This window comes from Arthrobacter sp. zg-Y179, assembly GCF_020907345.1.
Lineage (GTDB): Bacteria > Actinomycetota > Actinomycetes > Actinomycetales > Micrococcaceae > Arthrobacter_B > Arthrobacter_B jinronghuae.
The window spans coordinates 255,910-269,695 of record NZ_JAJJOB010000002.1 but is presented as its reverse complement, the minus strand read 5'-3'; the positions used below and the strand labels follow the sequence as shown (position 1 = coordinate 269,695).

General features: G+C 66.0%; 14 protein-coding genes. 11 read left to right on the top strand and 3 right to left on the bottom strand.

What is annotated here, in order from left to right:
* Nucleotides 1–32: 32 nt before the first annotated feature.
* From LOC56_RS01595 to LOC56_RS01565, 7 genes are all read left to right on the top strand, one after another.
* Entirely contained in the window at nucleotides 33–953 is a 921-nt protein-coding gene (locus LOC56_RS01595; protein WP_229949874.1) for an N-acetylglucosamine kinase, read from the top strand.
* Complete coding sequence (locus tag LOC56_RS01590; protein WP_229949872.1) at nucleotides 943–1,380, top strand: NUDIX hydrolase; 438 nt, start codon at nucleotides 943–945, stop codon at nucleotides 1,378–1,380. Before LOC56_RS01595 ends, LOC56_RS01590 begins: the two co-directional genes overlap by 11 nt.
* A gap of 170 nt (nucleotides 1,381–1,550) precedes the next feature.
* Complete coding sequence (locus LOC56_RS01585; protein WP_229949977.1) at nucleotides 1,551–2,651, top strand: ABC transporter ATP-binding protein; 1,101 nt, start codon at nucleotides 1,551–1,553, stop codon at nucleotides 2,649–2,651.
* A gap of 1 nt (nucleotide 2,652) precedes the next feature.
* Entirely contained in the window at nucleotides 2,653–3,411 is a 759-nt protein-coding gene (locus tag LOC56_RS01580) for an ABC transporter permease (protein ID WP_229949871.1), read from the top strand.
* Nucleotides 3,412–3,413: 2 nt separating this feature from the next.
* Nucleotides 3,414–4,175, top strand: coding sequence for an ABC transporter permease (locus LOC56_RS01575; RefSeq protein ID WP_229949870.1), 762 nt, complete (start codon nucleotides 3,414–3,416; stop codon nucleotides 4,173–4,175).
* Nucleotides 4,175–5,125, top strand: a complete 951-nt coding sequence (locus tag LOC56_RS01570; protein ID WP_229949975.1) for an ABC transporter substrate-binding protein — start codon at nucleotides 4,175–4,177, stop codon at nucleotides 5,123–5,125. The genes LOC56_RS01575 and LOC56_RS01570 overlap by 1 nt, the downstream gene beginning before the upstream one ends.
* A gap of 87 nt (nucleotides 5,126–5,212) precedes the next feature.
* The gene (locus tag LOC56_RS01565; RefSeq protein WP_229949869.1) at nucleotides 5,213–6,430 is read left to right on the top strand and encodes a pyridoxal phosphate-dependent aminotransferase; all 1,218 of its coding nucleotides are present in this window, start codon (nucleotides 5,213–5,215) and stop codon (nucleotides 6,428–6,430) included.
* 104 nt (nucleotides 6,431–6,534) lie between these two features.
* On the opposite strand, the gene LOC56_RS01560 is transcribed toward LOC56_RS01565, so the two are convergent.
* Both LOC56_RS01560 and xseA read right to left on the bottom strand, forming a co-directional pair.
* Entirely contained in the window at nucleotides 6,535–6,771 is a 237-nt protein-coding gene (locus LOC56_RS01560) for an exodeoxyribonuclease VII small subunit (RefSeq protein WP_229949868.1), read from the bottom strand.
* Between the two features lie 59 nt (nucleotides 6,772–6,830).
* Entirely contained in the window at nucleotides 6,831–8,099 is a 1,269-nt protein-coding gene (gene xseA / locus LOC56_RS01555) for an exodeoxyribonuclease VII large subunit (RefSeq protein WP_229949866.1), read from the bottom strand.
* A 146-nt stretch (nucleotides 8,100–8,245) separates the two neighbouring features.
* On the opposite strand from xseA, the gene LOC56_RS01550 reads away from it, so the two are divergent.
* From LOC56_RS01550 to LOC56_RS01535, 4 genes are all read left to right on the top strand, one after another.
* The gene (locus LOC56_RS01550; protein WP_229949864.1) at nucleotides 8,246–9,073 is read left to right on the top strand and encodes a hypothetical protein; all 828 of its coding nucleotides are present in this window, start codon (nucleotides 8,246–8,248) and stop codon (nucleotides 9,071–9,073) included.
* A 67-nt stretch (nucleotides 9,074–9,140) separates the two neighbouring features.
* Nucleotides 9,141–10,226: a 4-hydroxy-3-methylbut-2-enyl diphosphate reductase gene (locus LOC56_RS01545; protein WP_229949862.1), complete on the top strand. Its 1,086-nt coding sequence runs from the start codon at nucleotides 9,141–9,143 to the stop codon at nucleotides 10,224–10,226.
* 21 nt (nucleotides 10,227–10,247) lie between these two features.
* A complete protein-coding gene (gene ychF, locus LOC56_RS01540) occupies nucleotides 10,248–11,333 on the top strand; it encodes a redox-regulated ATPase YchF (RefSeq protein WP_229949860.1) in 1,086 nt (361 codons plus the stop codon).
* A 352-nt stretch (nucleotides 11,334–11,685) separates the two neighbouring features.
* Nucleotides 11,686–12,252: a hypothetical protein gene (locus tag LOC56_RS01535; RefSeq protein WP_229949858.1), complete on the top strand. Its 567-nt coding sequence runs from the start codon at nucleotides 11,686–11,688 to the stop codon at nucleotides 12,250–12,252.
* Between the two features lie 626 nt (nucleotides 12,253–12,878).
* Here LOC56_RS01535 and LOC56_RS01530 read toward each other — a convergent pair.
* Nucleotides 12,879–13,688 (bottom strand): AbiTii domain-containing protein, encoded by an 810-nt coding sequence (locus LOC56_RS01530; RefSeq protein WP_229949856.1) that lies wholly within the window; start codon nucleotides 13,686–13,688, stop codon nucleotides 12,879–12,881.
* Nucleotides 13,689–13,786: the final 98 nt, after the last annotated feature.

Sequence of the window (13,786 nt, the reverse complement as noted above, 5' to 3'; positions counted from 1 at the left end):
GTCCGGCGGCCGCGGGAAAGTAGGGTGGACGAATGCAAGCATTCCCTTCTCCGGCCACCAACGACGTCGGCCCCGACACCATCGGCCTCGACATCGGCGGTACCAAGACCCACGGCATCCGGCTGCACGGCGGCACCGTTAAAGCCGACGTCGTGGCCGGCAGCGCCAACGTGCAGAACGTCCCGGTGGAGACGGCACGGGAGTGCCTCGCGGAAGTTTTCGCGGCGCTGGGAACCGACGGCGTCGGCCGGGTGATCGCCGGGTCCGGGGGAGTGGACACAGCACAGGATGAAGCCGCCCTGCGCGCACTCATCGCCGAGCACGTCCCCGGCGCCGTCGTAGACGTCATCCATGACACGCGGCTGATCCTCGCGGCAGGGCAAGCCTCGGAGGGCATTGCCGTCATTGCCGGCACCGGCTCCGTGGCCTGGGGCATCGACGGCTCAGGGCGGCAGGCCCGGTCGGGGGGCTGGGGTTATCTCCTCGGGGACGAGGGCAGCGGCTACTGGATTGGCCGCGAAGCCGTCCGCCACACGCTCCGCCGCAGCAACCTGGAACTGGCACCGGATTCCCTCAGCCTTGCCCTGCTGAGCGCATGTGGCGTCGCGGACCCCGACGCGCTGATCGGCCTGTTCCACGGCGCCACCGACCGCCGCTACTGGGCCGGGAAGGCGGGACTGGTCTTCAAGGCAGCGCTGGAAGGAAACCAGCCGGCCATCGACATCGTCAACGAGTCCGCGGAACACCTGGCCGGGCTCATCCTTGATGTGGCCCGTCTGCTGCGCATCGGCGGACCGGTAGTGATCGGCGGCGGGATGGGTATGCACCAGCCGCTGCTGCAGGAGCTGCTGACCAGCCGGCTCTCGGCAGCCGGGCTGACGGACATCCGCTTCCTCACTACCGATCCCGTTTTCGGTGTGGCCTACCTGCTGGGGAACGGCAATGGCCGCTGACTTTGACGTCCGCGTTGGGGCGTACGCGGTGATCGTCCGTGACGGGCAGCTGCTCCTGGCGCACTGGAACCAGCACGGCAACCGGCGCTGGACCCTTCCGGGCGGCGGATTGGAACTGGGTGAGACTGCCCCGGTAGCGGCAGTACGGGAGGTCCGCGAGGAAACCGGTTACGAGGCCCAGCTCCAAGGGCTGCTGGGAGTGGACAGCATTTTCATCCCCGCGGAAAAGCGCATGCGCGGCGAACCCCGCATACTGCATGCCCTGAGGATCATTTACCGGGCCACGCTCACCGGCGGCTCCCTGCGCCACGAGCAGGGCGGCAGCACGGACGAGGCCGCCTGGATACCGCTGGACGAGGTTTCGGCCCTGGACCGGACCGAACTGGTGGATACGGGACTGCGCCTGCTGGACGCCGGACCCTCCTGACGCTGGACTACCGCCGCACGTGTGAAATACCGTGATGCTTCACGGCACGTCGCGAGCTGCCCCTGCACACCGAACCCCCACGGAAGGCATGCACCATGACTGAGCCGCGAGAACCCGCTACCCGCCAACGATCCGATCCCGGCACGCGGTCCGGCGCCGCCGGACAGCCGATGATCCGGTTCCGTTCGGTGACCAAGACCTACGGCGATGCCGCGCCGGCGGTCCGGAACCTGGACCTGGACATTGAGCGCGGTTCCATTACGGTCTTCGTCGGCCCGTCCGGCTGCGGGAAAACCACCTCGCTGCGCATGATCAACCGGATGGTGGAACCGACGTCGGGCACCATCGAAGTCGACGGCCAGGACATCTCCACCGTCAAGGCCGCGCAGCTGCGGCGTTCCATGGGGTACGTTATGCAGTCCTCCGGTCTGCTGCCGCACCGGACCGTGCTGGACAACGTGGCCACTGTGCCGCGCCTCAACGGCACCCCGCGGCGGGATGCGCGGCGCCGGGCCGCGGAACTGCTCGACGTCGTCGGGCTCGCGTCCAGCCTCGGGGACAGGTATCCCGCCCAGCTTTCCGGCGGCCAGCAGCAGCGGGTGGGGGTTGCCCGTGCCCTGGCCGCGGATCCGCCGGTGCTGCTGATGGACGAACCCTTCAGCGCCGTGGACCCGGTGGTCCGGGCCGAGCTGCAGGACGAGCTGCTGCGGCTGCAGCAGGAACTGTCCAAGACCATAGTCTTCGTCACCCACGACATTGACGAAGCCACCATCCTGGGGGACAAGGTGGCCGTCTTCGCCACCGGCGGCAGGCTCGCCCAGTATGCCGCTCCCGAGGAAATCCTCCGGGCGCCGGTCGATGATTTCGTGGCGGGTTTCGTGGGGAGGGACCGCGGCTTCCGGCACCTGTCCTTCCAGGACGGAAATGCAGTGCCCCTGCATCCGGTGCAGGTGATTGCCGCCGACCGGCTGGCGGACCGGAGCGCAACGGCCGACGGCGGCTGGGCGCTGTGCGTGGATGCCGACGGCGCACCGCTGGGCTGGGTGCCGCCGGGACGCCGCGACGCGGTCACCACCACCGCGGACCTGGTGCCGGGCGGCTCCCTCTACCCGGCGGGCACCAGCCTGCGCCGGGCGCTGGACGCTGCCCTGTCCTCCCCGTCCGGGTTGGGCGTGGCCGTGGACGCTGCCGGGCGCGTAACCGGCGTCGTACAGGCCACGGAAATCCTGGCCCTGATCGAGGCAGCCCGCCTGCAGCGGACCGGGAGCTGAGATGGAATGGTTCCTGGCCCACACCGACGACGTCTTCCGGCTCGGCGGGCTGCACCTCTACCAGTCGGTACTGCCGCTGGTTATCGGCGTCCTGATTGCCCTTCCCGTCGCACAGCTGGTGCGCGGCCGGCGGAAGATCCGGGGCTTCGTCCTGTCCGCAGGCTCGCTGCTGTACACCATTCCGTCGCTGGCACTGTTCGTCACCCTCCCGGCCATCCTGGGCACCCGCATCCTGGACCTCGCCAACATCATCGTGGCCCTGACCATCTATGCCGTGGCCCTGATGCTGCGGGTGGGCATCGACGCGTTCGACTCCGTTGACGACGGCGTCCGGCAGGCCGCGGTGGCCATGGGCTACCGGCCGCTGCGCCGGTTCCTCACAGTGGACCTGCCGCTGTCCGTTCCGGTACTTATCGCCGGGCTGCGCGTGGTCTCGGTCAGCAACATCTCCATGGTCAGCGTGGGTGCCCTGATCGGCGTCGAAAACCTCGGGTTCTTCTTCACCGACGGCCTTCGCCGCTTTTTCCTCACCGAGATCGTGGTGGGGATCATCGCCACCCTCGTCCTGGCCTTCCTAATGGACCTGCTCTTGGTCCTGGCGCTGCGCCTGCTCACGCCCTGGACCCGCGCCGGTGTATCCGGCCGGGCCGGGCGAAGCCGCGCCAACCGCAACGGCGGCACGGACGGCGGAGGTCCGGCACCCAGCGCACGGCCGGCGCCGGTGGCGGCCGCACCCGACGTCGCACTGAAGGGGGCGTAGGCATGGTTGGCATTCCGCGCACCGATTACACCAGCACCAACCCCCTCGGGCAGGGCTGGGAATGGCTGATGGATCCGGCCAACTGGGCCGGCCCGGCCGGCATCCCGGTACGGACCCTGGAGCACCTGCAGTACACCGGGCTGGCCCTGCTGATCGCCGCCCTCATCGCGGTGCCGCTGGGCCTGTTCATCGGGCACACCGGCCGCGGGCAGGTGGCGGTCGTGGCGGTTTCCGGGCTGCTGCGGGCACTGCCCACCCTGGGCATGCTCACCCTGTTCGTCCTGCTGGCCGGGCTGGGCCTGATGCCGCCCATCTGGTCACTGGTCCTCCTGGCCGTCCCGCCCCTGCTGGCCGGCACCTACGCCGGAGTCGCCTCGGTGGACCGGACCGTCGTCGACGCCGCCCGCAGCCTGGGCATGAGCGAGTTGCAGGTGCTGTTCCGGGTGGAGGTCCCCAACGGGATGCGGGTGATCCTGGGCGGGCTGCGCGGCGCCACCCTGCAGGTGGTGGCGACGGCGGCCGTGGTGGCAACGATCAACCTCGGCGGGCTGGGCCGCTACCTGATCGACGGCCTGGCGGTGGGGGACTACGGGCGGGTCTTCGGCGGAGCGGTCATCATTGCCCTGCTGGCGCTCGCCGTGGATGCCGTGATTGCGTTGGGATCACGCTTTCTGATCCCGTCAGGACTCGGCCGCCTCGAAGCGGCCGGCAAACCGACCGGCAGCGGAGTACCCGCCGTCGGCGCACAAGGAGGAAAACAATGATGCAGCACCCGCGTCCCAATGCACGGCGGAAGGCCCTGGCCGTCCTGGCCGGCGGAATGGCCCTGGCCCTGGCCGGCTGCAGCGGAGGAGGGGATCCACTGGAGAATGAAACCACGGCGGAAGCCTCCGGCAGCAGCACCGAGCAGGCGCTGGTGGTGGGCTCGGCGGACTTCCCGGAAAGCAGCACCATCGCCGAGATTTACGCCGGCGCCCTCAACGCGGCCGGCATCGAGGCGGAGACCCGCCTCGGCATCGGGTCGCGGGAGGTCTACGTCCCGGCCCTGGAGGACGGCTCGATTGACCTGATTCCCGAGTACACCGGAGCCCTGCTGGTCCACGCGGACCCGGAAACGGACCTGGTGGACGCCGGTGAGATCGTGGATTCCCTCGAGGAGAAGCTGCCGGAGAACCTGGTGGTCCTGGAGCCTTCCGAGGCCGAGGACAAGGACGCCATGGTGGTCACTGCGGCCACCGCCGAGAAGTACCAGCTCGAGTCCATTGAGGACCTGGCAAAGGTGTGCGGTGAGCTGACCCTCGGCGCACCTGCCGAGTTCGCGGAGCGGACCCAGGGACTGGCCGGGCTGAAGGAGAAGTACGGCTGCGAGTTCAAGGAATTCACCGCCATCGGTGACAGCGGCGGTCCCCTGACCGTTGATGCCCTGCTGAACGACGACGTCCAGGTAGCCGATATCTACACCACCACTCCCGCCATCAAGGAAAACGGACTGGTGGTCCTGGAAGACCCGAAGCAGAACTGGCCGGCCCAGCAGGTCATCCCGCTGATCGCCGATGACCGCGTCAGTGACGAGGCCCGGGACGTGCTCAACGAGGTCTCAGCGCAGCTGACCACGGAGGACCTGATTGCCCTGAACCAGGCGGTCAGCGGTGACCAGAAACTCGACCCGGCCGACGCCGCCCAGGACTGGCTGGAGGAAAAGGGCCTGGCCTGACCTGCGGCCGTCTCCGCGTTACACGGGCGGCGTTCCGGGCAGTGACACATACCCTGCCCGGAACGCCGCCTGTGGCATCCTAAAGAAATGGCAGAATTCAAGCAGTCGCATAAACTCCACAACGTCCTGTATGACATCCGTGGACCGTTGCTCGAACACGCGCAGCGGATGGAAGCAGCAGGCCACCGGATCCTCAAGCTGAACATCGGCAATCCCGCGCCGTTCGGCTTCGAAGCGCCGGAAGCGATCCTGGTCGACATGATGCGGCACCTGCCCAAGGCCCAGGGCTACAGCGATTCCCGCGGCATCTTCTCCGCCCGCACCGCCGTGGTGCAGTACTACCAGGGCCGCGGCATCAAAAACATCGACGTCGACGACGTGTACCTGGGCAACGGCGTCAGCGAACTGATCACGCTCTCGCTGCAGGCGCTGCTGAACAACGGCGACGAGATCCTCGTCCCCGCCCCGGACTATCCGCTGTGGACCGCTTCGGTCTCGCTGGCCGGCGGCACGGCAGTGCACTACATGTGCGACGAATCCGAGCACTGGTGGCCGGACGTGGAGGACCTTGCCTCCAAGATCACCGACCGGACCAAGGGCATTGTCCTGATCAACCCGAACAACCCCACAGGCGCCGTGTACCCGGAGCATGTGGTGAAGTCGATCGTGGACCTGGCCCGCAAGCACGGCCTGATTATCTTCTCGGACGAAATCTACGAAAAGATCCTGTACGACGACGCCGTGCACGTCAACGCGGCCACGATCACCGGCGACGACGTCCTGTGCCTGACGTTCAGCGGCCTGTCCAAGGCCTACCGGATAGCCGGCTACCGCAGCGGCTGGATGGCCATCTCCGGCCCGAAGCAGGACGCAGCGGATTACATCGAAGGCATCAACCTCCTGGCAAACATGCGGCTGTGCGCGAATGTGCCGGCCCAGCATGCCATCCAGACCGCCCTCGGCGGGTACCAGAGCATCAATGACCTGATCCTGCCCGGCGGACGGCTGCGTGCCCAGCGGGACAAGGCGCACCAGATGCTCAACGACATTCCCGGCGTCACGTGCGAGCTGGCGCAGGGCGCCCTGTACCTGTTCCCGCGCCTGGACCCCGAGGTCTATCCGATCAAGGACGACGAACAGTTCGCCCTGGACCTGCTGAAGCAGCAGAAGATCCTGGTGTCCGTCGGCACTGCGTTCAACTGGGTGCGGCCGGACCACTTCCGGATGGTGACCCTGCCCAACGTCGAGGACATCGAAGACGCCATGACGCGGCTCGGCGAGTTCCTGGCCAGCTACAAGCCGTAGCGGGCGCTCCGTCAGGGCTGGGACAGCCCGTGAGCCCCGCATCGCCGAGCGAGGAACGAGCGAGGTGTCTAAGGGGCGGCGGGCTGTCCCCTGCCCTGACTGGACTACTCGCCGGTGGCTGAGCTGCGGGCGGCGTCCAGGCGCTGGCGGGCGCCCTCGAGCCAGGATTCGCAGCGGTTGGCCAGGTGCTCGCCGCGCTCCCACAGGGCCAGGGATTCCTCCAGGCTGGCGCCGCCGGTTTCGAGCCGGCCTACAACGGTGAGGAGTTCGTCGCGGGCCTGCTCGTAGCTCATGGCCTCGATGTCTGCGGGTACTGCGGGAACTGCCGGTGTTTCACTCATGTCTTGTCCTCTTCGGTTTTCGGTGATGTTTTCGATGATCAGGGCAGCGGGGAGGCAGGCTACCGGGTGCCTTCGGTGGCGGTCAGTTCACCGACGGCAACGCGGATCCGCAGCTGTGCGGCGGCCGGCACCGTGCCGGCGTCGCGCACCACGGAGCCGTCCTGCAACTGGACCACCGCGTAACCGCGGTCCAGGGTGTTCTGCGGGGAAAGCGCGCGGACTTGGGCGCGCAGGTGCCCGATCCGGTCCGCGTCCCGCCGGACCTCCGCGGTGATCGCGGACATGGCCCGGGAGCGCAGGCGGGAGATCTCTTCCTGGCGCCGCTCCACCATGGACTGCGGCGCTGCCAGGGCGGGACGCGACCGGATGTGGTTCAGCCGGTCCGTTTCCCTGCCCACCAGGGTGTTGAGGACCCTGCGAAGCTGCTGACGGGACTGGCGGATCCGGGCCAGCTCCTCGCCGACATCCGGTACCACCCGCTTCGCGGCGTCGGTGGGCGTGGAGGCGCGCAGGTCGGCCACGTCGTCGAGCAGGGGACGGTCCGCTTCGTGCCCGATGGCGCTGACCACCGGGGTGGATGCGGCCGATACCGCCCGGACCAGGTCCTCATGGCTGAAGGCCAGCAGGTCCTCCAGCGAGCCGCCGCCGCGGGCAATGATGATGACATCCACTTCGGGCATGGCGTCGAGTTCCGCCAGTGCCCGGCTCACTTCGGCCACAGCGTTAACCCCCTGGACCGCCACCTCCCTGACCTCGAACTCGACGGCGGGCCAGCGCAGTGCGGCGTTGCGCATCACGTCCTTCATGGCATCGGAGTTCCGCCCGGTGATCAGGCCGATCCGGCCCGGCAGCAGCGGCAGCGGCAGCTTGCGGTCCTCCCGGAAGAGGCCTTCCGCGGCGAGGGCGTGCCGCAGCCGTTCAATCCGTGCCAGGAGGTCGCCCAGCCCCACGGGGCGGATGTCGCGGGTCTGCATGGACAGCCGTCCGGTCTTGACCCAGAAGTCCGGCTTCACCAGGGCCACCACCCGCGCACCCCGCTCCAGCGGCAGCTCCAGCCGGTTCATGACCGCGCTCCACGCCGTCAGGGACAGCGAGACCTCGGCGTCGACGTCGCGCAGGGTGATGTAGGAAGCATTGGCCCGGCGGTTCAGCTCGATCACCTGGCCCTCCACCCAGGTGGCGGGGGCACGGTCAATGTAGCTCTTGAGGTTCTTTGAAAGCAGCGCCAGCGGCCAGGGATTCTCCGGGGTCGTCTGCGCGGCAGTGGCGGGCAGGGTGGACTGCTCCGGGGTATTCTCGGGACTCAACGGTCCGCTGTCGTCTTGCATGAAGATGCTCCCGCGGTGGATTGGAACTGGCTCTCGGGCCGGCGGAGGAACCGGCCCAGGCTTAATGTCTATCAGGTGCTTCCCCCGGTCCGGTTCCGCAGGCCGTCCTCAACGCCTGCGGATCCCATCGGACAAGGACCTTCTTTATGCGCACATTCGTCTCGGCCGTCTTCGGCCTGCTCGCCGTCCTGCTTACCGCGGCGGCCTTCTGCGGGGCGTGGCTGAACACGAACGTGGTCTCGGAAAACGGCTTTGCCGCCCTCGGCGAACCGCTGGCCCGGGACGAGACCTTCCAGCAGGAACTTGCCACGGCCCTGTCCGCGGAGGCCGTCGGGGCGGTGGACGTGCCTGCTCCGCTGGCGTCAGTGGTGGAGCCGCTGATCACCTCGGCCGTGGAACAGGTCCAGACACTGCCGGAATACCCCGAGGCGTGGAGTGAAACGCTGCGGCGCTCGCATGCGCTTACCTTCGGGGACGCCGCGGAGGGGACGGGAGCGGCGCTGACGCTCGACGTCGCACCCCTGGTCGCGCTCGTCACGGGCAGTGTGGGGAACGAACTATCGGTGGACGTGCCGGCCGTGGAGCAGGTACCCGTGGAAATCGGCGGAGCCGGGCACGCGGAGCTTCTGCGAAACGCCGAGCGGGCGGGCGAGGCCTGGCCCGTGCTGGCGCTCGCGGCCGCCGTCGCCGGTCTCCTGGCACTGCTCGCCGCACGACGCCGGACCACCACCTTTGCGCTGATCGGCCTGGGCGTGGCGCTCGCCGGGGGAGTGCTGTGGCTGGGAGCGGGGATGCTGCCGGGCCAGGTCTCCGCCCAGCAGTTCAGCAGTCCCGTGGCGTCCGCGTTCGCCGAGGCCTTTGCCGGAGAGGCTGCGGCAAGCCTGCGGACCTGGACCATCGGCCTGATGCTGGCCGGGGCCGCCGCGTTCGTGGCCGGGATGCTGGCGCGGGTCCTGGCGGGTTCCCGGCGGTAGGTCTGCTGTGAGCGTACCCACCGTCCACGGGGACGGGATCGCAGGCCCCAGCCGATAGCATAGGTGCATGACCAGCACAGTTATCTCCGTGCCTATGCCCACCGTGCCCCGGCGGCGCCGCACCCCCGAGGAAGTGGCAGCTGCCGCTCCCGTTTTCGGTCCGCGGCGCGTGCTGCTTGCGGCACCGCGCGGCTACTGCGCCGGAGTGGACCGGGCGGTCATTGCCGTCGAAAAGGCGCTGGAAGCCTACGGGCCGCCGGTGTACGTCCGCAAGCAGATTGTCCACAACCTCCACGTGGTCACCACCTTGGAGGAAAAGGGCGCGATCTTCGTGGATGAGACCGATGAGGTCCCCGAGGGCGCGCGGCTGATCTTCTCCGCGCACGGCGTCTCACCCGCCGTCGTCCAGTCCGCCAAGGACCGGAACCTGCAGACCATCGATGCCACCTGCCCGCTGGTCACCAAGGTGCACCGCGAAGCCGTCCGGTTCGCCCGCGACGACTTCGACATCCTGCTGATCGGACACGAAGGCCACGAAGAGGTCGAGGGCACCTACGGCGAAGCGCCGGAGCACATGCAGATCGTCAACGGTCCCGAAGACGTGGACAAGGTCACCGTCCGGGACCCGGACAAGGTCATCTGGCTCTCCCAGACCACACTGAGCGTGGATGAAGCCATGCACACCGTCAACCTGCTGCGCGAACGTTTCCCCTCCCTGCAGGACCCGCCCAGCGACGACATTTGCTACGCAACCTCCAACCGCCAGGCGGCGATCAAGAAGATCGCTCCGGAAGCGGACCTGGTGCTGGTGGTGGGTTCGGCCAACTCCTCCAATTCCGTCCGGCTGGTGGAGGTGGCGCTGGAGTACGGCGCCAAGGCCTCCTACCGCGTGGACTTTGCCAACGAGGTGGACGAAAGCTGGTTCGAGGGCGTGGCCACGGTCGGCGTCACGTCCGGTGCCTCCGTTCCCGAAAACCTGGTCCAAGACGTGCTGCATCTGCTGTCCCAGTACGGCTACGGCGACGTCGAAGAAGTAGTGACGGCCGAAGAGGACATCATCTTCTCCCTGCCCAAGGAAATCCGCGCCACCCTGAAGGCCATGGGGGACTCCTCGCACGGCCTGGGCGGCCGCCGTCGTGCCAACGAGTCCTAGCGCCCGGTATCATTTACTAACGTGGCTCTTACTATTGGCATCGTCGGCCTGCCCAACGTCGGCAAATCAACCCTGTTCAATGCGCTGACCCGCAACAACGTGCTGGCGGCGAACTATCCGTTCGCCACCATCGAACCGAACGTCGGCGTCGTGTCCCTTCCCGACCCGCGGCTGGCCAAGCTGGCCGAAATCCACGGTTCGGCGCGCATCCTTCCGGCCACGGTGTCCTTCGTGGACATTGCCGGGATCGTCAAGGGCGCTTCCGAGGGTGAAGGGCTGGGCAACCAGTTCCTCGCCAACATCCGCGAAGCCGAAGCCATTGCCCAGGTTATCCGCGTGTTCGATGACCCCGATGTCATCCACGTGGACGGCAAGGTGGACCCGCGTTCGGACATGGAAACCATCAACACCGAGCTGATCCTGGCTGACCTGCAGACGCTGGAAAAGGCGATCCCGCGGGTGGAGAAGGAAGTCAAGATCAAGAAGCGCGACGCCGCGCAGCTGGCTGCCATGGAGGCTGCCCGCACCGTCCTGGAACGCGGCGACACGATCTTCTCCTCCGTGGCCAGCGACAAGCTGGACATGGAGCACCTGCGCGAGCTGAGCCTGCTCACCGCCAAGCCGTTCATCTACGTGTTCAACGTGGACGACGCCGTGCTGGGCAACCCGGACCGCCAGGCCGAACTGCGCGAACTGGTGGCACCGGCGGACGCGATCTTCCTCGACGCCAAGCTCGAAGCCGACCTGGTGGAGCTGGACGAAGAGGAAGCCCGCGAAATGCTGGAAATGAACGGCCAGGAAGAATCCGGTCTGGACCAGCTGGCCCGCGTCGGCTTCCACACCCTCGGCCTGCAGACGTACCTGACTGCCGGCCCGAAGGAAACCCGTGCCTGGACCATTCGCAAGGGCGACACCGCACCCCAGGCTGCCGGCGTCATCCACTCCGATTTCCAGCGCGGCTTCATCAAGGCCGAAGTTGTGTCTTTCGACGATCTGGTCGACGCCGGCTCCATGGCCGAGGCCAAGTCCCGCGGCAAGGTCCGCATCGAAGGCAAGGACTACGTTATGGTCGACGGCGACGTGGTCGAGTTTAGGTTTAATGTATAGATTCTTCGTCTGATTCAATAGAAATGCCGCCCTCACCGGAAACATTGAGGGCGGCATTTCTTGTTTACGGATCGAGGGTTGTATCGTCACCAGCCTTCGCGGATCTCGTGCGGTACCGCCCGCGAGCCTTTGAAGAGGAATAGCCGACACGGGTCACGACTTAGTTCGCCTCAGGAGGCCCCGATCCCAGCGGACATTTCCGATCGGGGCCTGTAGCTTTGAGCGAACCATTTACTGAAGGCAGGTCGAATGCGATGCTTGGCACCAACGGCTGTTCTCCGTCCGGCCGACAAATCAAGGAGTCACTATGTGGGGATTGGGGCTTAGACGGCGGGCTGTTTGGCCAAAGGAAATGACCATCCGGATTGATGACCACGCGCAGAACCTGAAGATGCTTCTCTTTATCCGACAGGCATGGATGATCGCCCAGGACATCGAAATTCCGGAACTCAGCCCTGTGCCTGCGACGGGTGCATCGAAGATCCCGGCGTCAGCAAGCCGTGAGGTATGGGATGAACGCTGGAAGCAGCAATGGGACCGCAGCTGGGACTGGTTCAACGTAAGCACAGTTCAAAACGAACCGATCTCACAGGAAGAGATGCAAAAACTCTCGAGCCCTGGACAGGAACTCCACCCGATTGTGCCACCGTTCTGGCCCGTCGAATACGGCGAGGATGGGGTAGATCTGGTGGCCTTCAATACGTGGGATAAACAGACAACGCCGAACTTTCCTTCCTGGTCCGAACAAGATAGCCTTCCGGCGCTGGTTAAGGCATGGCAAGACGGGCTCACGACGATCATCGTACTGCCCTATTTGGGGTACTTTGCGCAGCGTCTCAACGGCAGTCATCTTGTCATCTCAGCTGAAACCAGGAACGACCCGAAACTCTACACTGAGGCACTCCAAACCAGTCGCTGATACCAAGAAGCGCCCAGGTGGCGAAGGACGGCGGCGCCGCTGGCAGGGTCCGGTGCCGCGCGCCGGCGGCAGGACCTCCGGCGCGGGAGCGGGGTTCCGTCAGCGGCCCATGCTGCCGCCGCTGGAGACATTCCTCAGATCAACCGGGACGTAACGCTCGGCTTCCCCTACCTCGAAGGTAATCTGACTGCGAATGTAAGAGGTTGATTGGCTACGGAACGTGGTGGAGTTCCGCTTCAACGTCTAATTGTGCATGGGGTTAAGGGTTGGTCCGGTAACGAATGTTCGCCGGATCAGCCCTTTTCCTTGTCCGGAACCGGTAGAGAGTCTCCTGCGTCCACAACGGTTACCATCAGCTGGACGGAGGGCAAGGCATAACCAACGGGAATGATGTCACTGTGAGTGATAGACGCGTTATAGATGAAGAAACGGCTGCAGGGGATGAGCACGCGTTGCCCTTATTCGGTTACTGGAGCAGCCCGCCGCGATCCAGCCGCTGAGGATGGCATCAGACTCCTCCAGGCGTGGAAAGCGGAGGAGGATCATGGGGGGTTCCCATGATGTCGGTTGCCTGCTCGCCAACCCCGTCGATAGCGTGCCCCCATGGCCCGCACGGGACAAGTACTTCAAAAAGGGGGCCAGCCCATCCCTGCAGCGATGCCGGCGTAGGCGCCGATCATGGTTGCCAGCCCTACCGTGAATCCCCAGGGACCCCGAACCCAACCTGGGATTCTGGAGGCAGGGGCCGAAGGGGCCGCTCCTGCGTCAACACTAGCTGAACTGCTGCCAGTCGCTAGCGCACTGTTGACGGTAATTGGGCTCCTCTTCGCACCGTATATGACGACCTGTACTGCACGTTCTGCAATTTCGGTGGTTGGTATCGCTCCGGTGCCCACACTCATGGCTCGCATCTCTGCAACTAGGGCGACCAGATTGGTGCGTACCGCGTCGATGGCCCCTAGAACTGACGCACGTCCAACAACCCAGTACATAGTTGTAATGGTGCCGTCGCGTTCGGCCCGTTGGCTGTTCATGTAGGCAACGAGGTTCTGCATATGCGGGTGCTGGAGCTTCACCTCGGAACCGGATCTTTCGATCAACTCCAGCTCCGCAATCCCCTGCGTCATTTTTACGCCAGCAGTAATCTCTTCCCGCGCAAATTCGGGGATCTCGTAGCTCGAAAGTTGTTGGCCGGTGATGACTGCGTTGAAAGTGACCCCATCGATTTTCACTGTGCCCGGCAATGTGCGGTAGTAGGGCAACTCGTCTTCAACCCTGTAGCCCTCGAGCTCCCTGCGCGCCCAATCGCGCAGTTCTTCAGAACCTGCCAGACCTCCAAGTGCGACGCACTTGCGCAGGGTGTCAGCAAGACTGCTTGAGCTATCGAGGGCCCCATTCTCGATTTGGGCAAGGAGTCCTCTGTCCGCCCGTGTCACTGAGTTCGTCCTATCGTCGATGTATTCATAGCAGTAACTTATTCTCCGCGCCTGAAGGGGCCCGTGGACGCTAATGTTTGTGTGTAATACCTTGCAAG